The sequence below is a fragment of the Acinetobacter calcoaceticus DSM 30006 = CIP 81.8 genome, assembly GCF_000368965.1.
GTDB lineage: Bacteria > Pseudomonadota > Gammaproteobacteria > Pseudomonadales > Moraxellaceae > Acinetobacter > Acinetobacter calcoaceticus.
This window is the reverse complement of the sequence record NZ_KB849780.1, coordinates 1,549,387-1,571,812: the sequence shown is the minus strand read 5'-3', so window position 1 is coordinate 1,571,812 and position 22,426 is coordinate 1,549,387. Positions and strand designations below refer to the sequence as shown.

The window sequence follows — 22,426 nt, the reverse complement described above, 5'->3', positions numbered from 1 at the left end:
ATAATCATATGGGGTCGAAGTGCCCCTTATTGGGTGTTCAAGGGCTGCATCGCAGTTTTGATGAAGCCTGTTTTTTCAACTTAATGTGAAAGATGAACACTTGAATATATTGGGTGGCGTGCTTGGTGGAGTCATATTTTCTTTAGCCGATATCGCTTTTGCGATGGCTTGTAATGCAGAGGATGTCCATATACTGGCTTACAGGCTGATATTCGCTATATGAGCGGTGCTAAAGATAAGGAGTTATTTGCAACGGCAACTAAAGTAGGAAGTAGTAAGAAATTCGCGCATTATGAAGTTGTGATAACAGACGGTTTGAATAATAGAGTCGCTTTGTTTACATCTACGTGTTACAGACTTGCGCCGTAAGATGTGGTTAGCTTTGAACAGAGTGTTTGAGCTTGTTTATGTCCATTTTCACTTTAAGGATTTTAATAAATGATTAGAAATTTTAATTTATCACTTTTCATTGAAGTTGGACTTTTAATTCCAACGGGTTTCGCGATTATTGTCAAAATGATGAGTCTACCCCCAATGGTAGCTTGGATTTTAATGGTTTTATTTAATACGACAGTTTTATGTATTAAATATTTTCATGGAGTTAATTCTGAAATAGTTAAAGCTATTTGCTCAGTAGGTATATCAATAATTTTATTAAATAATTTATCATCTGATCAAAATATTTTAGATACTTTTGCATTAATATTTCAAATTATATTTAGTGTTTTAACGATCAAAAATCTCATTGAGAACTACCAAATTTATAAATAGTATAAATTATTGCAAATTAGATTTTATTTTGAATGGACTCAAATTGATTTGGGATCGTTGAGGGAGTAGGAGTATTATTTTATATGCTAAAAAAGAATTTCTTTTGACGAGCACTAAGGCGTTCTATATCTAATCCAAGTGATGTTAAAAGTTTGGAAAAAATAATTATTTTTTTCGTATTTATTTCATATTGTAGTTCACTAATATTACAAGCATCGGGGAAAGCTGCACTATATCCATTCGAGATGTATTTTATATCTTGAATTACATCGGAAAAATCTTTTTTATTTTTGAGATTTTTGTTTAGAGAATCATAGACTTCTAATTTACGATGAATTGTTTTAAAAACTACATCTGGCACATAAGCTTTAAATTTAGTACCGCCAAATTTAAATTCAAGTCCTAAGAAATCAATAGGTTTATTTTTTACTATTTGAGTTTTTGATTTATCTTCCAAGGGAGGAATATTTAGTTTTATTTTTTCTAACTCTATAGTTACTTTTTTTAGATAATCTACGGCTTGTTTACGAGATGAACAAAAAATAATTAAGTCGTCTGCATATCTTACACACTTAATATTTTCTTCCTCAATAAATTTATCAAAATCATGTAGATACAGGGATGCGAGAAATGATGACATAGGCATACCTTGTCTAATCCCTTTACCTTTTTTTGATTTCAAAAGAGTATTTTCTTTTTCATTGTTTAAATTATCTTTTTGACATCTTGTTTCGACCTTAATAATTCTTTCCAGTAAATAATTTATTTCAGGTATATCTAGCTTTTCTTTGACAGTTTTTATAGCTAATCGACGATCTAAATTATCAAAAAAAGACGAAATATCAGTTTTTAACACATATGAATATTGGTTTCTTAAACTTAAAGCCTCAGTTCTTGCTTTTATGGCTCCAGCGTCTGAAATTTTAGCTGAAAAATCATGATTAGTAGCCAAAATATACTTACTTTCGTGATGTTTTTTAATATATTTTAAAAGAAGCTTTTGAATGACTCGGTCTTTTATAGATGGAATACAGATTAATCGTAATGACCCATCCGACTTTTCTAGAAAGTTAGGATGTAGTAATGTTGGTGAATATGTTTTAGTAGCCAAGTCATTTAAAACTTCAGCTAAAATTTTTTCTTTTTTTAAATTGAATTCAGTGAAAGATAGATCTTCTGGATAGTACTTAATAGTTAATAGGTGAGATGATTGTTTTCTAAATAATTTGTTGAAAGTTGCAATGAAATTCTCTTTCACGTAAGTCTCAAAATTCATTAACTCTTTCTCTGTATGCTTATAATGCAGCTACCCATACAGGTACGAAGTGATTCTACGCATCACACCATCACTGCTGTTCACTAATTTTTCGATGAACGTATATGATCCTGTCAAGGACCCTGCTGAAATCGGTGTGATGTGCTGTACTCGGGTCGCATCATTGAAGTTTTTGCCGTGTTTTGGCATCGCTTCAGATTCAACAAAAAAATTATAAACCATAATTAATCAAAGGCATAGATTTAATTGGAATTTTTGTAGCATATTAAATGTTAGTTAAAAATATTAAGAAGTACTAAAAGTAATATAATGCGCCTATTAAGAAACCCTTTATAAATCAAAGAAGTTGATTATATATTGCTCTGCTGCCAAGTTATCAAAGCTATTTAGAAAAAGGGTTTTTCATTAATACTAAGATAAAATCGATTTAATCCTTTAGAATAAACTTAATTTTTATCCTCCTTCTACAACCCCCACTTAACAATAACTCCCTCATTATTTAGCCTTACTTTCCTAACGATTTAATTTAAAACAAATGTCATTTTGCATGCTTGACTGCAATAAATGTGAAGCTTATCCTTTGCCTGCTGGCCACATTGCCAGTCGGTCGTCGCGGACCGTCCCTTAGGAGCATTAAAGGTTTTATACTTTTAGTGTGTACACCCTCGTGCCCCCTCTATGGTGGAACGGAGGGGGACACCTTTGGGTGTGCTGGAGTCTTAAGGCCAGTCCGCGAACCCCCTTCGTTCTGCCACCATAATTCTATAAATGTCTGGTAGAACTCCCAATAAAAAGGAGTTGGCTTTGCACATCCATTATTTCTTGGCTCTCAATGCCAAAAGCTATAACGACACAGCTTAAAAATAAAGCAGCTTGAACGCCCTAAGGTTTTCAGGCTTTAAGTCTTTTTATTTAAAACTTAGCAATAACAAACTTGAGATGTGCCAAGCACAGTCTTTACGGCTTTGCTATGCCTTTTTTCTCCCAAAAAAGTATCTCATTTAGAAACAACAAGAATTTATAACGGTAAAACGATGCCAAATTTAGTTCTCCCAACACGTGCTATACAAGTCATTAATACGTCGATTTATTTGTTTCACCATCACGGCTTTCATACCGTTGGGATCGATAAAATTCTGAAAGAGTGCGGAATTCCAAAAGCGACTTTTTATAACTACTTTCACTCTAAAGAGCGCTTTATTGAAATCTGTTTAATCGTACAAAAAGAACGTTTAAAAGAAAAAGTGGTTTCAATTGCTGAGTACGACCAAAGCACAAGCGTGAAGGATAAACTTAAGAAAATTTATTTCTTACATACAGATTTAGAGGGGCTTTACTACTTACTATTTAAAGCCATTTTTGAAACGAAAATGAGCTATCCAAACGCTTACCAAGTCGTAATTAAATATAGAACGTGGCTAATCAATGAAATCTATAGCCAGCTTAGAGCACTTAAAACCGATGCAACTTTTCAGGATGCAAAACTATTTTTATATATGATTGAGGGCGCAATTATTCAGCTTTTAAGCTCAGATGGGGTAGATGAGAGGGAAAAGGTACTGGATTGTTTTTTGTGCAGTTTAGGTAGTTAATATAATTTAAGGCCTCAGAATGTGCTAGAAAATCGATAAATTTAAAAGCCAATTTGTCACCATATCTACGGATGTTTTTTTTGTTTTTAACACATTTACTTTATTACTTAATCAGACAAATGCTGAGCTGATAACAAAAAATATTAGACCGGTCGTCTATCAATCTATATAGTGAGGCCTCACTTTGTTGACCTTCTAGTTTAAAAGAGAAAATTAATGTCTATTATTCTTCATCATTTAAATGCTTCACGCTCATTTCGCATTCTGTGGTTACTTGAAGAAATTAATCAACCTTATGAATTAAAAAGTTATTTTCGAGATAAAACTACAAATCTTGCACCTCAAGAATTAAAAAACATTCATCCTTTAGGAAAATCACCTGTGATTGAGCTCGATGGAAAAGTAATTGCTGAATCAGGTGCCATTGTAGAAATTTTGATTGAAAAGTTTGCTCCTCAACTTATGCCCGCGAAAAATTCAGACAGTTATCTTGATTATTTACAATGGGTTCATTTTTCAGAAAGTTCGGCTATGGTTCCATATTTATTAAATATTTTTAATTCGATTGAGTTAAAAAATGGCACTCAATTAAAGTTCTTGGATCAATATGCGCATGCTGAGTTGGATAAAGTATTTTCATATTTAGATCAACAATTAGTAGGCAAAAAATTCTTAGTAGGCAATTGCTTAACGGGTGCAGATTTTATGATTGGTTTCGTAGTCTATGGTCTAATTAATTCTTTAAATATTCGATCAAAATATCTCAATATTGAGCAATATGTAAAAAGTCTAGAAAACTTAGAAAGCTGGAAAAAAGCCATGTCTATTGAGCAAAATCTTCCTCACCAAATCAATGCCTAAAATTGCTGTAAGTAATTTTTTCAATATTGTTTAGCTGCTCAATTGGCTCGTATTCGTTCTTTCATTAGTTCTGGCAAACCAGCAAGTTAAAGACTTCGTCGTTTTAAAATTATGAGTTGAAACTCTTGGACCTCTAATTGATGACAAGAGTTTCTATGTCTATTTAAATTACATTTCTGAGTTCATTTGCCGTGTTGCGCAGTAATGGCAAAATTTGTTGAACCAAATAATCTTCTTGTACACGGTTAGTTTGAGACATGCAGTTAAGCGCTGCTATGGCTTGACCTTGTGCATTAAATACAGGCACCGCAATCGCAATCACACCAAGCTCATGTTCTTCTTTAGAAAGACAATAATCTGATAACGAAATGTCCTTAAGCACTTCAAAAAACTTTGACTCATCTACAACGGTAAATGGGGTTAAGCGTTTTAAACCGTAAGTTTTTACCCATGTGTGCTGAGCTTCTTCAGACAATGCCGCAAGTAACACTTTACCCGTAGAAGTTGCATGGGCAGGGAGTCGATTTCCTAAATGCATGCCATAAGGGCTTACACGCAAATTATCTTGCTGAGGTAAATAACTACGAGCAATCGGCACCACTTCATTATCGTCCAGAACGACAATCGAAAAAGTAAGCGAGGTCTGCGCGCATAAAAGATTTAAAAATGATTGAGCAACTTTAGGCAAATGCGCAGAGCTTAAATAAGAACTCGAAAAGCGCAGCACGCGATGAGTGAGCCAAAAGTAATGTTCATCTGTTTCTAAATAGCCTAAGTATTTTAAAGTTTTCAGATAACGCCTTGCCGCTGTACGACTAATACCGGTTCGCTCGGCCACTTGAGTCACATTGAGCCGTTGCCGATCTGTTCCAAAAGCTTCCAGTAACGCTAAGCCTTTTGCTAACCCTGCAATGTAGTCTTCTTGACGAATTTTCTCATGCGAGTTCGGGTGCTCTAAAAAAGCATCGAGAGAAGGCATCTTTTCATTCCTGTTATTTTGGTTGTTTCTGTCCGCTATTCGGACAAACTAAATGATAAACGGTTATTTTCGTCTTGGATACATAGTGCACAAAACTTAAAGCCAGTAATTTAAAAGTCAGGATGAAACAAGGATGAAGTTATGGATATTTTAAAGACACAGGTTGCAATAAAGACACAGGTTGCAATTATTGGTTCTGGACCAGCAGGGTTATTGCTTGGGCAACTTCTATATAAAGCTGGGATCGACCATATTATTGTTGAGCAACGCAGTGCTGAATATGTGGCTTCAAGGATCCGTGCAGGAATTTTAGAGCAAGTTTCGGTCGACTTACTTAAACAAGCAGGCGTTGACCAAAATTTAAAAGACAAAGGATTACCGCATTCAGGCATTGAAATCTTAACCAATGGTGTAAAACATCGGGTTGATTTGGCTGCACTAACAGGTGGTAAACAAGTGACCGTATATGGTCAGACCGAAGTCACCAAAGATTTAATGACTGCGCGTGAAGCAGAGCAGCTGACTTCATTTTATGAAGCTCAAAATGTGCAGGTTAAAGATTTCTACACTGCGCCGAAAGTTGAGTTTGAGTACCAAGGTAAAGCTTTTCAAATTGAGTGTGACTTTATAGCAGGTTGTGATGGTTACCATGGTGTCTGCCGTGCCAGCGTGCCTGAAGATAAAATTAAAACCTTTGAAAAAGTTTATCCGTTTGGCTGGTTAGGTGTGTTGGCAGATGTTCCACCTGTAGCCGATGAATTGATTTATGTACAGTCTGAACGTGGATTTGCTTTATGCAGTATGCGTTCTGAAACGCGTAGCCGTTATTATTTACAAGTCCCTTTAACAGATCACGTAGAAGACTGGTCGGATGAAAAATTTTGGGACGAGTTAAAAAACCGCCTAGATCCTGAAAGTCGTGAAAAGCTAGTAACTGGGGCCTCTATTGAAAAAAGTATCGCGCCGTTACGTAGCTTTGTGACTGAGCCAATGCGCTTCGGAAAACTATTTTTAGCAGGTGATGCTGCGCATATTGTTCCACCGACAGGAGCAAAAGGCCTCAATCTCGCGGCTTCCGATATTGCTTATTTATCAAGTGCACTTGTTGAATATTATGTGGAAGGTTCTGAACAGGGTATTGATGAATATTCCGAGAAATGCCTACAACGTGTATGGAAAGCAGAGCGTTTTTCTTGGTGGATGACTCATTTGTTGCATCGCTTTGAAACTGAAAGTGAGTTTGATCATAAGATTAAACAAGCCGAACTAAGTTATGTGCTCGGGTCAATTGCAGGTAGAACAACATTGGCTGAAAACTATGTCGGTTTGCCTTATGAGATTAAGCAAATTGATAGTTTTAAGCATGCAAGTTGATTTTCTAAGTAATGAGGGAACCTGCTTTAATGCTGGTTCTTTTATAATAAAGCGATTAAAAATACTAAGTACATCTTCATCTTTTTAAGCTTAGCTCCCTTGGGAACTAAGCTTACCTAAAAAATTAAAATGAAGAGTAATAAACTCTACATGTTTGGAAATAAGGAATAACTTTGAGGAGTAAATTCCTTATTTCCTTCCAACGATTTAAAACATCTGTTTGATCGTTAGAACCATCACCATATAGGCACATGACCTAGATGGTATTTTGTGATGGATCTTTTTACGACTTTTGAGGGTCATATAATTTTTCTTTAATGAATAGGGCGGGGATCACACCACAAATCAGATAGGCAGCGCCCATTACAACAAAACCTAAACCAATGGAACCACCAGACGCTAAGAAGCCAATTGTGGCAGGTGCAAGGGCTGCTCCAAGACGACCAACATTATAAGCACCGCCAATTGCTGTACCGCGGATGGCTGTCGCAAAACTTTCAGTCATATAGGTTGCATTTACGCCGTAAGGAATACCGTATAGGAAACCGAAGGTAACGAGTAAATATAAAATATTGCTTGGAGAGTTATAAAAAACAATAAGCGGTAAGAAAATAGCAGTACCAATGGCACCAAAGGCATAGGTAAAACGACGACCTAGTTTGTCTGCCATCATGCCGGCAAGGACTTTACCTAAAATCATGGCGGTATAAGTACCGACCATATAGGCAGTCATTTCTTTAAACTTCATACCTAACTCACTTTCTAGGTAAGAAGGCATCCAGTTATTTACACCATAGTAGCCGAACTGTAAGAAACCTGCGGTTAATGCCCAAAGGATAAACATATTACGGTTCTGCTTATCCTGGAAAATAAGTTTAAATGCCGAAGTTTTCGATGCGTTTTGAGCCGCAACAGGTTGTTGTAGTCGAGCCTGTTGCCATGCTTGTGGTTCTGGTACAAAAATATGCATTAAAACGGCAATAATGACGGGAATAATCGCAACGTAAAACAGCATGCGCCAGCCATGATCTGGAATAATCCAACCCGCAAGTAATGTTGCAACAATATATCCAACCGTCCAACCCGCTTGTAAAGTTCCAAGTACGGTTGTGCGGTAACGTGTCGGGACATATTCGGCCATCAATGTATTACACGCAATGTAGAGCGAGCCAAGTCCAAGTGAGGCAAAAAATCTTAAAATACCGAATTGAAGAAAGCTCTGAGTAAAACCTAAGCCACAGGTGAGGAGTGAGAAAATTAAAATAGAAATAACAACAATGCGGACGCGACCAAATTTATCGCATGCCCAACCGCCAAAAACTCCACCAACAGCCATACCTGCTAAAGTAAAACTACCGAGCATACCGGCTTGTACCGAACTTAATCCGAAATCTGCCTTAATACTATTTAAGCTATAAGACAGCAGCATCAAATCTGCACCATCAACCAATAGCGCTAGAAATGCAAAAATAAATGCTATTTTCCACGTATGAGGCTGTATACGAGAAAGACCTTCTTTGTAATTTGTAGCCATAATCCATTACCTACATTTGATTGAAAGCACTTCAAGTCATTAGAAAGTGCTCAAAGTTGATTAAGACGCAGCGCGAATCATGTTTCGGGCAATAATCACTTGTTGAATTTGAGTGGTCCCTTCATAGAGACGGAACAGACGAACATCTCGATAAAAACGTTCAATCGCATATTCACTGATGTAACCTGCACCGCCATGAATCTGTACGCAGCGATCAGCGACTCGACCACACATTTCGGTCGCAAACATTTTTGCGCAGGAAGCTTCAGTGCTGACGTTTTGTCCTGCATCACGTAGGCGTGCGGCGTCTAACACCATGCATCTGGCTGCATAAATCTCGGCTTTTGAGTCAGCAAGCATGGCTTGAATAAGTTGGAATTCGGCAATGGGTTGCCCAAATTGCTTACGTTCGATGGCGTACTTTAAAGAATCATCTAGCATTCTTGTCGCGGCCCCAACACTTAACGCCGCGATATGCAAACGGCCTTTATCCAGCACTTTCATGGCGGTTTTAAAACCAACGCCTTCAACTCCACCAATGAGTGCTGAAGCAGGAATACGACAATTTTCAAAAATCACATCACAAGTGTGAGCGCCTTTTTGTCCCATTTTTTTATCGCGTTTGCCAAGAGAAATACCTGAGGTTTGGCTGTCGACAATAAAAGCAGAAATACCACCAGCACCTTTAATATCAGAACTTGTGCGCGCCATTACTGTAAATACGCCAGCATGAGGGGCATTGGTAATAAAGCGTTTGGTGCCATTTAAAATATAAAAGTCGCCATCTTTTACTGCACTAGTCTTTAAAGATGCAGCATCAGAACCAGCATCGGGTTCAGTTAAGCAAAAAGAACTGATTACTTCACCGCGAGCTAAACGTGGCAAGAAAAATGATTTTTGAGTTTCAGTACCGTCAATAATGAGACCACTTGAACCAATGCCATTATTGGTACCAATAAGCGAACGAAAAGCAGGAGAGGTCCGTCCTAATTCAAAAGCAACATAGACTTCTTCTTCCATTGTAAGTCCAAGGCCTTCGTACTCTTCAGGAATGGTTAAACCAAATAAGCCCAGCGCTTTCATTTGATCAATAATATCTTGAGGAATCTCATCCGTTTCAGCGACTTCATTCTCATTAGGAATTAATACACCTTCAACAAATTGTCGAATCATATCAACAAGTTGATCTAAGGTTTCCTGATCTCGAATCATAGTCTCATCCTTTTACTACATGCTAAGAACATCAATTCGATGTTCGTAAAATCATCAATATTTGAAGCGATAGTAATCAAAGGATGAACGCAAAACAATATATTTTGAAAATTAATTTCGCAATGCGATATATTGTTATTGGTATTTGATTGGCTAATTTATTGATTTATTTAAGCTATATTTTCTTATAAAAATTCATCATTTTTAGTGGAAAATTAAAGTTTGATTTTTAAAATGAGGTGTGTATATTAAAAATATATATCGCTATGCGAAATTTTAAATGGATAAATTTTCCTATAGGAAATGAATCACCAGATAGAGTGGAATGAAGATGGGTGCTTTAAATGGAATTCGGGTGCTTGACTTAAGTCGGGTATTGGCTGGGCCTTGGTGTGGACAGACGCTGGCCGATTTAGGTGCAGAGGTCATCAAAATTGAAAGACCCAAAGTCGGTGACGATACTCGTTCGTGGGGACCACCTTGGATGAAGGATGACTCAGGGTTTGATACTCAAGAGGCTGCTTATTATCAGTCTACAAACCGCAATAAACTATCGGTTGCCATCGATATTGCCAGTCCCGATGGTCAAGAATTGATTAAAGCTTTAATTCAAGACACAGATGTGGTGATTGAGAACTATAAAGCGGGTTCTTTGAAAAAATATGGTTTGGATTACGAGTCTTTATCTGCAATTAACCCGAAATTGGTGTATTGCTCGATTACAGGTTTTGGTCAAACTGGCCCAAGAGCTGAAGAACCTGGTTACGACTTTATTATTCAGGGAATGGGCGGACTGATGTCAGTCACAGGTGAGCGTGATGATTTACCGGGCGGTGGTCCACAAAAAGTAGGGGTGGCTTTTTCTGATTTAGCTACAGGACTTTATTCTACGATTGCCATACAGGCTGCTTTACTTAACCGTCATGTGACGGGTTTAGGACAATACATTGACATGGCTTTGCTTGATGTCCAAATTGCGACTATGGCAAATCAAGGAATGAATTATCTTTCATCGGGTAATATCCCTAAGCGTTATGGCAATGCACATGCCAATATTGTGCCTTACCAAGTATTCAAAGCCTCTGATCGTGATTTTATTATCGCGTGTGGAAATGACACCCAGTTTATTCAGCTCTGTAGAAGTATTGGGTTACCCGATTTACCCAATGATGCGCGTTTTGCCCGAAATGCAGACCGAATTAAACACCGTGATGAAATTATCGAAATTTTATCAAACCATTTCTTAACTAAAACTGCAGATGAATGGGTAGATGCGATTTATGCTGCTAAAGTTCCGGTAGGTGTAATCAATAACTTGGAACAAGCTTTTCAAGAGCCACAAGTGATTGCCCGAGAAATGTTGGTCGAGATGAATCACCCACAACGTGAAAAATTGAAGGTAATTGGTTCGCCAATCAAACTTTCAAGAACACCTGTTGAGTACAAAACAGCTCCTCCTTTATTGGGCGAACATACACAAGTGGTTCTAGGTCGAATCGTTTCTGTGGAAAAATTAGATGAGCTTAAGAAAAAAGGCGTAATTGCATAAGCTGGCCTGAAAGCGAAGGGTTAAAATTAGAAAATAAAATATTTAGCCTTTCGTTTGAAGGGTTTAAATCAAGTTATATTTTAGTTGCAGACTAGGACGTTTGCTTTTTTGCTATTTATAGAAAAAATAGATTATAATTTTCGCAGTGCGAAACAAAATGTGGGTTGGTATAGATATGAATGATGCAGTAGATGCAGAGCAAACAGAAAAATTATTAGCGCCTTTAAGACATGAATTATTACATCCGATTCAAGACATGCAGGATGAAAATGATCGCCAATTTATTACTGCATTAGCTCGTGGTTTAGAGCTATTACGTTGTTTTACCCCAAAACATCAGCATTTAGGAAACCAAGAACTCGCACAAATGACGGGTTTACCTAAGCCAACCATTACTCGTCTAACGCACACTTTGTCTCGTTTGGGTTATATCAAACAAGTCCCAAATTCGAGCAAATTTCAACTTTCAGTTGGGGTTCTTGCTTTTGGTTACTCGATGCTTTCTAACGTGTCGATTCGTTCTATTGCTCATCCATATATGAAAAATCTGGCAGACTATGCTGGCGCTGCGGTTGCAATGGCAACACGTGATCGACTCAATATGATTTATCTTGACGTGGTACAAGGTAAAGGAAATATGACCATGCGCCGTCAGGTCGGCACTTATTTACCCATTCATTTAAGTTCGATGGGACGTGCATGTTTAGCAGCAATGCCTGAAGATGAAAGAGAGTTTTTGCTTGATGCGATTCGTACCAAGCACAAAGAAGACTGGATCAAGATTAATCGTGATTTAGACAAAGCTTTTAAAGATTACCAAGATTTTGGATATTGTTTTTCAATTGGTGAATGGCATAAAGATGTGAACTCAGTTGCAGTTCCATTGATCCATGAACAACATGGTTTGCTGGTGTTTAACTGTGGCGGTCCAAGCTTTATTATGAACCGAGAAAAACTTGAAGAAGATATTGCACCACGTCTTTTGCATATGGTGAATAACATTCGTACTGAGATTAGTTAATTGTACTGAATTAAAAAATCAAAAAAGGCCAGCAAAGATATTGATTGCTGGCCTTTTTCATAAGTTGTATTTCAAATGATGTGCTTATGAAAGATCGGTTTTCTTTTTTCTTTGAAGGCGCTTAGAGCTTCTTTAAATTCTTCACCTTGCAAACAATGAGAAAAAATAGTCGACTCGTGATCAATACGATTTAATAGATCATCAATAGGCATATCTCTTAGTAACTTTTTGCTGAGCTGTAAAGCTTGAGTTGGTTTATTTGCGAGTTTGGTTGCCGTATCTTCAACAAATTGATTAAGCTCATTTTCTTCGCATACGTTATTTACTAAACCATAATTTTTAGCTTGTTGCGCCGAAAATTTCTCACCCAGTAAAATAATTTCAGAAGCTCGAGCGAAACCTAATAATCTCGGTAAGATGTAACTAGAACCTGCTTCAGGCACAAGTCCGAGATTCACAAAAGGAAACTGAAAAATAGAGTTTTGACTTGCATATACGAGGTCGCAATGTAAAAGCATGGTGCTGCCAATGCCAATTGCCACACCATTTACCTTAGCAATAATCGGTTTTGGAAACGTTGCTAAGCTTTTTAGAAACACAATTGAAGAGGGTGGTTCGGTACTGGTTGTATTACGCGTTTGGAATGCATTTACGTCATTGCCACTGGTAAATGCAGACCCTTCGCCTGTAAGTATAACCACATGAACTTCTTGATTGATTGCTGCCTCATCTAATGCCTGACTGAGTGCAGAATACATTTCATAATTAATCGCATTCTTTTTGGTGGGATTGCTCATCGTTAGCGTGAGTATATTTTTATCTAAATGTTGCTTAATCACACCTATTGTCAATTTATTTTGACTCATATCATCCTGCTGCATCATTTATTCCTTTTTGTTTAACTATTTGAAAAATATTTGCTTTATTGTTGATTCAAACCAAATATTCTTAGACAGATCTGAAATTAAAACTTTAAATTAATAAGATGATCCTATCGAAAATAAATTCCATTATCAATTAATTTGTTTTATATTGTGGTATGAAATTTTGTATTGCGAAATTTTAAGCTTTGTAAGTTTAGAAATGTTTACAGGATTTATTGGTAATAAAGTACCTAGACATGCTAAGGAAATCAGAAGCTAGGTAAATAAAAAGTGAGTGGAAATAATATGAAGACGAAAATTACAGAATTATTTGAAATCGAGCACCCGATTATTCAAGGCGGTATGCATTATGTCGGTTTTGCGGAGCTTGCTGCTGCGGTTTCAAATGCAGGTGGATTAGGCATTATTACTGGCCTGACTCAAAGAACACCTGAAAATCTAGCAAAAGAAATTGCGCGCTGTCGAGAAATGACTGATAAACCTTTTGGCGTAAATTTAACTTTCTTGCCTACCGTAAATACACCAGATTATCCGGGTTTTGTAGAAGCAATTATTAAGGGCGGAGTAAAAGTTGTAGAAACAGCGGGTCGCAATCCTGAACAGGTCATGCCTTATTTAAAGGCTGCTGGAATTAAAGTTATTCATAAATGTACATCGGTTCGACATAGCCTAAAAGCCCAGCAAATTGGATGCGATGCCGTTTCTGTAGATGGTTTTGAGTGTGGTGGGCACCCTGGTGAAGATGATGTACCGAATATGATTCTATTGCCTTTAGCAGCCGATGCATTAGAAATTCCATTTGTTGCTTCAGGCGGGATGGCGGATGGACGCTCACTCGCGGCAGCTTTAGCCATGGGGGCAGATGGAATTAATATGGGAACACGTTTTATTGCAACTCAGGAAGCTCCTGTACATGCAAATGTGAAACAGGCAATTCTGAATGCAACTGAAAGAGATACCCGTTTAATTATGCGAGCTTTACGCAACACCGAGCGCGTCCTGAATAATGTGGCCGTTGAAAAAATTGTAGCGAAAGAAAAAGCGCTTGGCGACAACATTAAATTTGAAGATATTATTGAAGAGGTTGCAGGGGTTTATCCTAAAGTCATGATAGATGGCGATGTAAATGCCGGAGCATGGTCATGTGGGTTAGTTGCAAGTTTAATTCATGATATTCCGACCTGTGATGAATTGGTCAGCCGTATTGTAAAAGACGCAGAAGATATTATTCGTGGACGTTTATTAGGGCTTTTATAAAATTTAACTTTAGCTCATAACGTTTATTACGAAATTATTGAAAGTTATTCGTTTAAGATCAGTACAAGCTTGCTAGTTGTGCTGATCTTTTGCATCGGCGATACAATAATAAAGACACAAGACGGCAAAAATTAAGCCTAAAATACAGACACCCGTCCAACCAAAATGTTTCCACGCGTAGCTTCCAGCTGTGGTGCCTAAAGCTCCACCTGCAAAATAACCAGTCATATAAATCGCATTAAAACGCGAACGTAACTCTTGATTGAGCTTAAATACAATACTTTGATTGGTGACATGAACTGCGGAAAGTGAGGCATATAGAATGAGTAAGGCAATAATATAAAAGATGAAATGGTAGGGTAAAAGTGAAAAAAGAATCCAACTTAGAATAAGCCCTACGCCGCAATAAATTGAAATTTTGTGGATATACCCTTTGTCAATAAATTTGCCTGAAAAATTGGCAACGAACGTTCCTAAAACACCAACAAAACCGAAAAGACCAATCGTAAAGTCACTAAAAAAATAGGGAGCGGGGGCCAATAGTAATGACATGGTGGTAAAGGTTAAGCTCACGCAAGCAAATGTACAGCCACCAATATAAGTTCTGGTTCTTAAACGTCGATTTTGAATAAAAATTTGTGGAAGTGAGCGAATGGTTTTTGCATAGTTTTCAGATTTGGTGGGTGGGAACAATCCAATACTACGGTGCAAAATAATGGCGATGACCAGTAATAAAAAGCCACTGACCAGATAAATCACATTCCATGCAAAAAGCGTAGACATTAGACCTGATAGGGAGCGAGCGAGTAAAACCCCCATCATGAGACCACTTAGTAAAAAACCAACAACACGACCACTTTGTTGAATGGGAACCAGACTTGCGGCGAGAGGTAATAGAAGCTGGGCTGAACTGGAAAATAGACCGGTAATGATTGTACCTAGTAAGAGCAGATAAATATTGTGTGAAAAACCACTAATAATTAATCCACTTGCAGCCAGTAACATAAAGGTGAAGAGCAGTTTACGCTTTTCTAAAATGTCTCCTAATGGCATTAAAAAGAGTAAGCCACAAGCATAGGTAATCTGGGCTAAAGTAGGCACCCATGCCGTGGTGGTTTCGGTTAAATTTAAGCTTAAACTAATCGAATGAATAAGTGGTTGGCTAAAATAATTTCCGCCTGTACAGATGCCTGCTGCAATAGCCATTAAAATAATGGTTGGGGTATAGAGTGCGTTTTTCATCATGCCTATTGTCATAATGAAAGAGGAACTTTAACCATCACAACCATTACTTTTCTAAGTACGGTTGTTAGTGCGTTTCATTCAAAGCATCTTGAATATTGTGCACCATATGGATTAAACGTGGTCCAATTTCACCTTCAAGTTTTTCTGGATTTAAATGGAAACTTGGCGCACCACAGTTAAAGACATAAAGACCGTGTTTAGAGCTGACTAAAGGTACAGCGACCGAGTTCACTTCTTTATGCCATTCACCTAAAGACAAAGAATATCCGTAATCTTGATAATCTCGGAAAGCTCGTTCTAAAGAGCGTTTGATGGCAGGCCAGTTTTCAGCGTTCTTTTGTTTAAGCGCATCAAGTAAAAAATTACGTTCACGTTCAGGGGTCGCCGCTAAGCATGCTCTTCCCATTGAGCTACTATGAAGTGGCAAAGTTGAACCAATTGGACGACGCATATTTAGTGCAGTTTCAATTTGTACCACATCGATATACACCATATTTAATCGGTCACGTGTTGCCATTGCCACAGGGGCTTGCACATATTGACTCATCTCTTCCATATATTGATGAGCAATAGTACGGATAGAAATATTCGACAATGCTGCATATCCTAAAGATAAAACACCAATGTCTAGGGTATATTTGGTCGAATTAGGCAATTGTTTTAAATAACCTAATGACACAAGGGTATTGGTAATACGTGCAATAGTCGGTTTAGGTAAACCTGTCATTTTTGCGAGTTCTTGATTTCCAAGTACCTGATTATTTGCAGAAAAGCAGCGTAAAAGTTCTAAACCACGCGCTAAGGAAGCGATAAATTGAGGGTTATTTTCCCGATGAATATGTGAAATAGGATCTAGGCGTATCTCATCAAAATTTATTGGTTGTTCAGTTTTTGAATTCTGAGACATTCGATCCTCAAATATAATAAAGCAAAGTCTTGCTATTATATTTCGCTCTGCAAAATAAATCCATTCATCACTGCGCTGTTGTGATGAATGGATATCTGGTTTGGTAATTATGAAACGTTTTCAATCACCATAGCGAGGCCTTGACCCACACCAATACATAGGCTTATGACAGCATATTTCTTTTTACGACGAATGAGTTCGCGTGCCACAGTTAAAGCAAGACGGGCACCAGAAGCACCAAGTGGATGACCAATAGCAATTGCACCGCCATTTGGATTTACGCGAGAGTCATCAAAATCAACATTTAAGCCTTTTAAGCAAGATAAAACTTGTGAGGCAAAAGCTTCATTAATTTCAATAATATCCATGTCATCTAAAGTCAGCCCTGCACGTGCAACTGCCTTTTTTATGGCTTCGATAGGGCCGGCTCCCATAATACGGGGTTCAATACCAGCTGCTGCTGCTGACAATATTTTTGCCATAGGCTTTAAGCCATATTTTTGACCTGCAGCTTCTGAACCAATCAAGAGTGCCGCAGCGCCGTCATTAATGCCTGAAGCATTCCCAGCAGTCACTACACCACCTTCAAACAATGGTTTTAATTTCGTAAGTGCTTCAACAGTCGAACTTGGACGAGGGTGCTCATCTTCAGAAACCAGTTTTGGTGGTAGCTTTTTGCCTTGGAAAACCTCAATGGGGGTGATTTCACCCGCAAAGAAACCTTCTTCTTTGGCTGTTTGATATTTGGCTTGTGACTGAGCTGCAAATAAATCGGCTTGCTCTCGTGTAATACCAAAGTCGGCAGCAACATTATCGCCCGTTTCAGGCATTGAATGACCACCGTACTGAGCAATAATTTTTTTATTTGGAAAACGAGAGCCAATCGTGGTGTCATAAATTTTAGCATCACGGCTATAAGCACTTTCGGCTTTACCCATCACAAAGGGTGCACGTGACATACTTTCTACGCCACCTGCAATATATAACTCACCTTCACCACAAGTAATGGCACGCGCAGAGTCAATTACTGCACCTAAACCACTGGCACATAAACGGTTTACGGTTTGACCGGGTACAGTTACGGGTAAACCTGCAAGTAAAAGTGCGTTTCTCGCAACATTACGGCTATCTTCACCAGCTTGGTTGGTATCGCCTAAAATTACATCTTCAATATCAGCACCCGGAACACAAGTTTTTTCAAGTAACTTTTGAATGACTGTCGCTGCTAAATCATCTGGACGAATTGAGGCAAGTTCACCTGCATGGCGACCAATTGGGCTACGTAAACCATCATAAATATAAGCATTTAACATTGAGAAATTCCTTTTCAAGACTCGTGAGTAAAAGTAAGAGGTAAATGAAGTGCAACACGGCGTTGTAACCACGGGCTAGGGCGATAGCGCGGGTCATGGGTAAGTGCTGTTATACGGTTGAGAATGAGTAAGATTTTTTGACTACCGACTTGGTCACCCCACTCGATTGGGCCAAATGGATAGCCTAGGCCAAGACGTACTGCCGCATTAATATCATCTACTGTTGCAATATTTTGCTGGGCAATATCGCAGCCTAAATTAATGACCATTGCTAAAACACGCTGAGCAACGAACCCGATACTTTCAGCAATCATGCTGACCGTATTTCCATCTAAATTGAAAATAGAGTGAGCTGCCTGACGGTAGTCAGCTTTTGTGACAAGTGAAGGCATTAATGTGCGATGTTTTGCAATGCCATATAACATGTCTATAGCAACTGCTTGCTCGGGATTAACACCTAGGCGTGTAGCTGCTTGAGTTGTGTCTTCGCCATAACAAGCGAGTAAACATAAACTGTTTGATTGTGGTGCAGAGCCAGTATCTAAGGCAATATTTAGCTGAGTTAAATAATCTTCAAGCTGTGTTTTATCTTCAGAGAAATCTGCTGCTACCCAAACTTTTGGATATTGCGCTAAACGGTCTACAAACTTGGCGGGTTGTTCACCTGTTTTTGAACCAGTTTCATAATTATAAAAACCTTGATTAACCTTGCGTCCGAGTTGTTTAGCCTCCAACATTTGTTTGGTTAATGGGTTAGGTTTGTAGCGTGCTTCTTCATAATATTGATGGTAAATCGACTCCATGACAGGATGAGAAACGTCAAGCCCCGTTAAATCCATTAGCTCGAAAGGTCCCATTCTAAAACCAACACCGTCACGTAAAATTCGGTCAATTTCACTAATGTCACAGACATTTTCATTTAGAATTTTTAAAGCTTCAGTTCCGTAAGCTCGTCCAGCATGATTAATAATAAATCCTGGTGTGTCTTTAGCAACTACAGGGCGGTGGCCGAATGCACGAGACAAGCTATTTAAAGCGTCGATAATAAGTGGATCGGTTTTTAAGCCCCGAATGACCTCAACAACCTTCATGAGTGGAACAGGGTTAAAGAAATGGTAGCCCACCACACGTTCAGGTTTTTTGCAGTTTGCAGCAATTGCCGTGATCGAAAGAGAAGATGTGTTGGAAGCTAGGATGGTATTTTCGGAAACAACCTCTTCAAGTTGTTGCATCAAACTTTGTTTGATATCTAGACGTTCAACAATAGCTTCAATAATCAAGTCGCAATCTTTTAAATCTTCAATTTGTTGCGCAACAATTAAATGACTATTTGCCGCTGCAGCTTGTTCAGCCGTAATTTTATTTTTGTCGACCAACTTTTGAAATGTAGCAGCAAGTTGTTCTTTTGCTTGTTCTGCTGCACCTGCCTTAGCATCATATAAATAAGTGGTATGTCCTGATTGTGCAGCAATTTGAGCAATACCACTGCCCATAATACCTACACCAATCACAGCCATGCTTTTAATATCATAAGTCATGTCGATCATCCTGATTATTGATCTGTATTTGAAATTAAGCGGATAAATAAGGGTTGGTGATTTAACTTAAGCATTGTTTATCACCATCAATTGGTAAGATCTGGCCTGAAATAGAACGCCCACTATCAGAGGCTAAAAATAGGCATAAATCTGCGATATGTTTTGGATTTACAAAATATTTGAGCGACTGATTTTTAAGTGCATTTTGTGTGACCTTCTCAAGAGAACTTTGGGCTACATCTGCGCGGGCCTGTAGAACGCGTTGGACACGGTCACCATCAACAGCACCTGGAAGAATCGCGTTAACTCGAATATTATCTGCACCGAGTTCCATAGAAAGCGTTTTGGTAAAACCAATAAGTCCCCATTTTGAAGTGGAATACGCCAAACGATATGGATAGCCTAAGCGCCCTGCAATTGATGACATATTAATAATGACACCGGCGCCTGATTGCTTTAACAAGGGAATCGCTAATTGAGTAATTAAAAAAGTACTATTCAGATTCAAATTAATCACCGTGTTCCAGTCATCAAAACTCAGTTCATCTGCTGCAATGGTTGGGCCTGAAATGCCTGTGTTGTTAACTAAAACATCAATATGTCCAAGTTTTTTGATCGCTTCAGCAAACATAAGCTTAATTTGCTCAGGCTCTGCTAAATCACATGCATATATGTGCAACTTTGGATAATCTTTCTGACACTGTTCTAGACTTTGAGCATTAATATCACAAATGAAAACCTCATCATCGTTGTTTAAAAATGCTTCAGCAATGCAGCGTCCAATCCCTGAACCACCTGCACTAATAAATACTTTTTTAGCCATTTTCATTCCTTTGGTGTTGTCTATTTAAATTATTTACCTTGATACGAGGGTTTGCGTTTTTCAATAAAAGCTTGAACACCTTCATTTTTATCTTCGGTAGAGAACAGCAGTTGGAATGCTTTACGCTCTAGGGTTAAGCCAGCATTTAATGGAACATCTTCACTCATAAGTGCAACTTCTTTAATTTGCTGCAAGGCGATAGGTGGCATTTTTGCTAGGCTTTGCGCCATTTGAATAGCGGTGGGAATAGTTTGGTCGTCTTCTGTCACTTGTGAAACAAGCCCAATGATATAAGCTTCTTCAGCCTTCACCATTGCACCTGTCATAATCATGCGCATAGCATGAAATTTACCGACTGCACGAAACAAACGCTGTGTGCCACCAGCACCTGGCATTAAACCAACTTTAATTTCTGGTTGTCCAAAAACTGCACTTTTACCGGCAATAATAATGTCGGCATGCATTGCCAATTCGCAGCCACCACCTAATGCATAGCCATTTACAGCCGCAATCACTGGTTTAGGGCACTGGGAAATTGCGTTCCAATAACGTTCAGTGTGACGTAATAGCATTTCCGTTGAAGTTGCTGTTGCCATTTCTTTTAAATCTGCACCTGCGGCAAAGACTTCATCGCCGCCAGTGAGTACAACCGCATTGATCTCATCGTTAAAACTTAATTCGGAAAAAATTTGTGCTAATTGCTTACGAACTTCACCGTTTAAGGCATTTTTAGCTTCTGGGCGGTTAATTTTTACAATCGCTATTTTTTGAATGGTGTAATCAACATCTACGAAATTATTCCCTATTTCTTTGCTCATTTCTACATTCCTTGTTTCGCATATCAAAACTATATTCCTTTTATGATGCTTATTTTGGAATTTATTTCAAGTCTTATTTATTTAAATAGAGCAATTGTGGTCTCTTAAAGAGTGTAAGTGGTTGATATTGTGTATTGGTCTGTTTTTAAATTTCGTTAAACGAAATTAATTTTCAAAAAAGCTTGAAATTTGTGTTTTCGTTCTCGTACTATGAAACAAATCCGCAGTAAACAAGATTTAAAACATGGTAGCCAGACAAGCTGGAATTGGCTGATGGGTACGATGAAAATACATAAGAAGGGAGATCACAGATGATCCGTGATGAAGGGATGTTGGAACAATTACTTTCAACAATTCGAGATTTTGTAAAAAATGAATTGATCCCTCGTGAAAACGAAGTGGTAGAGAAAGATAAAATTCCGGATGACATTGTGCAGCAAATGCGTGAGCTTGGTTTGTTCGGACTCACAATTCCAGAAGAATATGGTGGCTTAGGCATCACCATGGAAGAAGAAGTAAGAGTCGCATTTGAACTTGGGCAAACCTCTCCAGCTTTCCGTTCTTTAATTGGTACCAATAATGGAATTGGCTCAAGCGCGATTTTGATTGATGGGACAGAAGAGCAAAAGCAAAAATACTTACCACGTTATGCAAGTGGCGAAATTATAGGTTCATTTTGCTTAACTGAACCTGAGTCAGGGTCGGATGCAGCCTCTTTAAAAACCAGTGCAGTAAAAGATGGTGATTTTTACGTTCTAAATGGTACTAAGCGCTTTATTACCAATGCACCTCATGCAGCTACTTTTACAGTAATGGCACGAACTAATCCTGAAATTAAAGGATCGGGGGGCATTTCAGCTTTTTTAGTAGAAGCCAACACACCCGGCATTACTTTAGGAAAAATTGATCAAAAAATGGGACAAAAGGGTTCTCATACCTGTGATGTCATTTTTGAAAATTGCCGAGTACCTGCATCTGCACTTATTGGTGGCATTGAAGGTATTGGTTTTAAAACTGCAATGAAAGTTCTAGACAAAGGCCGTTTGCACATTGGGGCATATAGCGTCGGTGTTGCTGAGCGTATGTTAAATGATGCTCTTCACTATGCCATTGAACGCAAGCAATTTGGTCAGCCGATTGCGAATTTCCAGCTTATTCAAGCCATGCTTGCCGACTCAAAAGCCGAGATTTATGCAGCTAAATGTATGGTTTTAGATGCAGCTCGCCGTCGTGACAATGGTGAAAACATTAGTACTGAAGCATCTTGCGCAAAAATGTTTGCGACCGAAATGTGTGGTCGAGTGGCAGATCGCTGCGTACAAATTCACGGTGGGGCAGGTTATATCAGCGAATATGCCATTGAACGTTTTTATCGTGATGTGCGTTTGTTCCGTTTATATGAAGGAACCACGCAAGTTCAACAAATTATTATTGCCAAAAACATGATTAGGGAAGCTACAGCCTAATAAAAA

The 22,426-nt window shown here is 38.3% G+C and carries 19 protein-coding genes and 1 pseudogene; 9 read left to right on the top strand and 11 right to left on the bottom strand.

Annotation, left to right across the window (positions count from 1 at the left end; translation table 11 throughout):
• Window positions 1–8 precede the first annotated feature (8 nt).
• Both F936_RS18895 and F936_RS12380 read left to right on the top strand, forming a co-directional pair.
• Window positions 9–369, top strand: a pseudogene (locus F936_RS18895) (PaaI family thioesterase).
• Window positions 370–438: 69 nt separating this feature from the next.
• Entirely contained in the window at window positions 439–771 is a 333-nt protein-coding gene (locus F936_RS12380; RefSeq protein WP_005047702.1) for a hypothetical protein, read from the top strand.
• 79 nt (window positions 772–850) lie between these two features.
• On the opposite strand, the gene F936_RS12375 is transcribed toward F936_RS12380, so the two are convergent.
• Window positions 851–2,029 carry a reverse transcriptase domain-containing protein gene (locus F936_RS12375; protein WP_228127750.1) on the bottom strand — a complete coding sequence of 393 codons (1,179 nt, stop codon included), beginning with the start codon at window positions 2,027–2,029 and terminating at the stop codon, window positions 851–853.
• Window positions 2,030–3,081: 1,052 nt separating this feature from the next.
• Between F936_RS12375 and F936_RS12370 the strand changes: the two genes are divergently transcribed.
• Entirely contained in the window at window positions 3,082–3,639 is a 558-nt protein-coding gene (locus F936_RS12370) for a TetR/AcrR family transcriptional regulator (RefSeq protein ID WP_005047697.1), read from the top strand.
• Between the two features lie 216 nt (window positions 3,640–3,855).
• A complete protein-coding gene (locus F936_RS12365) occupies window positions 3,856–4,500 on the top strand; it encodes a glutathione S-transferase family protein (protein WP_005047695.1) in 645 nt (214 codons plus the stop codon).
• Window positions 4,501–4,663: 163 nt separating this feature from the next.
• Here the strand turns inward: F936_RS12365 and pobR are convergent, their stop codons facing one another.
• Entirely contained in the window at window positions 4,664–5,479 is an 816-nt protein-coding gene (gene pobR, locus F936_RS12360; RefSeq protein WP_005047693.1) for an IclR family transcriptional regulator PobR, read from the bottom strand.
• Between the two features lie 141 nt (window positions 5,480–5,620).
• Between pobR and pobA the strand changes: the two genes are divergently transcribed.
• Window positions 5,621–6,853, top strand: a complete 1,233-nt coding sequence (pobA, locus tag F936_RS12355; RefSeq protein WP_005047691.1) for a 4-hydroxybenzoate 3-monooxygenase — start codon at window positions 5,621–5,623, stop codon at window positions 6,851–6,853.
• A 283-nt stretch (window positions 6,854–7,136) separates the two neighbouring features.
• On the opposite strand, the gene F936_RS12350 is transcribed toward pobA, so the two are convergent.
• A complete protein-coding gene (locus F936_RS12350) occupies window positions 7,137–8,387 on the bottom strand; it encodes an MFS transporter (RefSeq protein ID WP_005047689.1) in 1,251 nt (416 codons plus the stop codon).
• A 60-nt stretch (window positions 8,388–8,447) separates the two neighbouring features.
• The gene (locus tag F936_RS12345) at window positions 8,448–9,599 is read right to left on the bottom strand and encodes an acyl-CoA dehydrogenase family protein (protein WP_005047687.1); all 1,152 of its coding nucleotides are present in this window, start codon (window positions 9,597–9,599) and stop codon (window positions 8,448–8,450) included.
• Window positions 9,600–9,930: 331 nt separating this feature from the next.
• Between F936_RS12345 and F936_RS12340 the strand changes: the two genes are divergently transcribed.
• Both F936_RS12340 and F936_RS12335 read left to right on the top strand, forming a co-directional pair.
• Window positions 9,931–11,148, top strand: a complete 1,218-nt coding sequence (locus F936_RS12340; protein ID WP_005047684.1) for a CaiB/BaiF CoA transferase family protein — start codon at window positions 9,931–9,933, stop codon at window positions 11,146–11,148.
• Window positions 11,149–11,323: 175 nt separating this feature from the next.
• A complete protein-coding gene (locus F936_RS12335) occupies window positions 11,324–12,169 on the top strand; it encodes an IclR family transcriptional regulator (protein WP_017389939.1) in 846 nt (281 codons plus the stop codon).
• Between the two features lie 71 nt (window positions 12,170–12,240).
• On the opposite strand, the gene F936_RS12330 is transcribed toward F936_RS12335, so the two are convergent.
• Entirely contained in the window at window positions 12,241–13,050 is an 810-nt protein-coding gene (locus F936_RS12330; protein ID WP_005047679.1) for an enoyl-CoA hydratase, read from the bottom strand.
• A 288-nt stretch (window positions 13,051–13,338) separates the two neighbouring features.
• On the opposite strand from F936_RS12330, the gene F936_RS12325 reads away from it, so the two are divergent.
• Window positions 13,339–14,310, top strand: coding sequence for an NAD(P)H-dependent flavin oxidoreductase (locus F936_RS12325; protein WP_004642382.1), 972 nt, complete (start codon window positions 13,339–13,341; stop codon window positions 14,308–14,310).
• Between the two features lie 72 nt (window positions 14,311–14,382).
• Here F936_RS12325 and F936_RS12320 read toward each other — a convergent pair whose 3' ends face one another.
• The 6 genes from F936_RS12320 to F936_RS12295 form a co-directional block, all read right to left on the bottom strand.
• Complete coding sequence (locus F936_RS12320) at window positions 14,383–15,555, bottom strand: MFS transporter (RefSeq protein WP_016801901.1); 1,173 nt, start codon at window positions 15,553–15,555, stop codon at window positions 14,383–14,385.
• A 64-nt stretch (window positions 15,556–15,619) separates the two neighbouring features.
• The gene (locus F936_RS12315) at window positions 15,620–16,462 is read right to left on the bottom strand and encodes an IclR family transcriptional regulator (protein WP_005047674.1); all 843 of its coding nucleotides are present in this window, start codon (window positions 16,460–16,462) and stop codon (window positions 15,620–15,622) included.
• A gap of 107 nt (window positions 16,463–16,569) precedes the next feature.
• A complete protein-coding gene (locus F936_RS12310) occupies window positions 16,570–17,775 on the bottom strand; it encodes a 3-oxoadipyl-CoA thiolase (RefSeq protein ID WP_005047671.1) in 1,206 nt (401 codons plus the stop codon).
• 14 nt (window positions 17,776–17,789) lie between these two features.
• Window positions 17,790–19,313: a 3-hydroxyacyl-CoA dehydrogenase gene (locus tag F936_RS12305; protein WP_005047669.1), complete on the bottom strand. Its 1,524-nt coding sequence runs from the start codon at window positions 19,311–19,313 to the stop codon at window positions 17,790–17,792.
• A gap of 61 nt (window positions 19,314–19,374) precedes the next feature.
• Window positions 19,375–20,136: an SDR family oxidoreductase gene (locus tag F936_RS12300; RefSeq protein ID WP_005047667.1), complete on the bottom strand. Its 762-nt coding sequence runs from the start codon at window positions 20,134–20,136 to the stop codon at window positions 19,375–19,377.
• A 29-nt stretch (window positions 20,137–20,165) separates the two neighbouring features.
• Complete coding sequence (locus tag F936_RS12295) at window positions 20,166–20,954, bottom strand: enoyl-CoA hydratase (protein ID WP_005041507.1); 789 nt, start codon at window positions 20,952–20,954, stop codon at window positions 20,166–20,168.
• A 311-nt stretch (window positions 20,955–21,265) separates the two neighbouring features.
• Here F936_RS12295 and F936_RS12290 point away from each other — a divergent pair, with 311 nt between their 5' ends.
• Window positions 21,266–22,420, top strand: coding sequence for an acyl-CoA dehydrogenase family protein (locus tag F936_RS12290; protein WP_003651134.1), 1,155 nt, complete (start codon window positions 21,266–21,268; stop codon window positions 22,418–22,420).
• Window positions 22,421–22,426 lie beyond the last annotated feature (6 nt).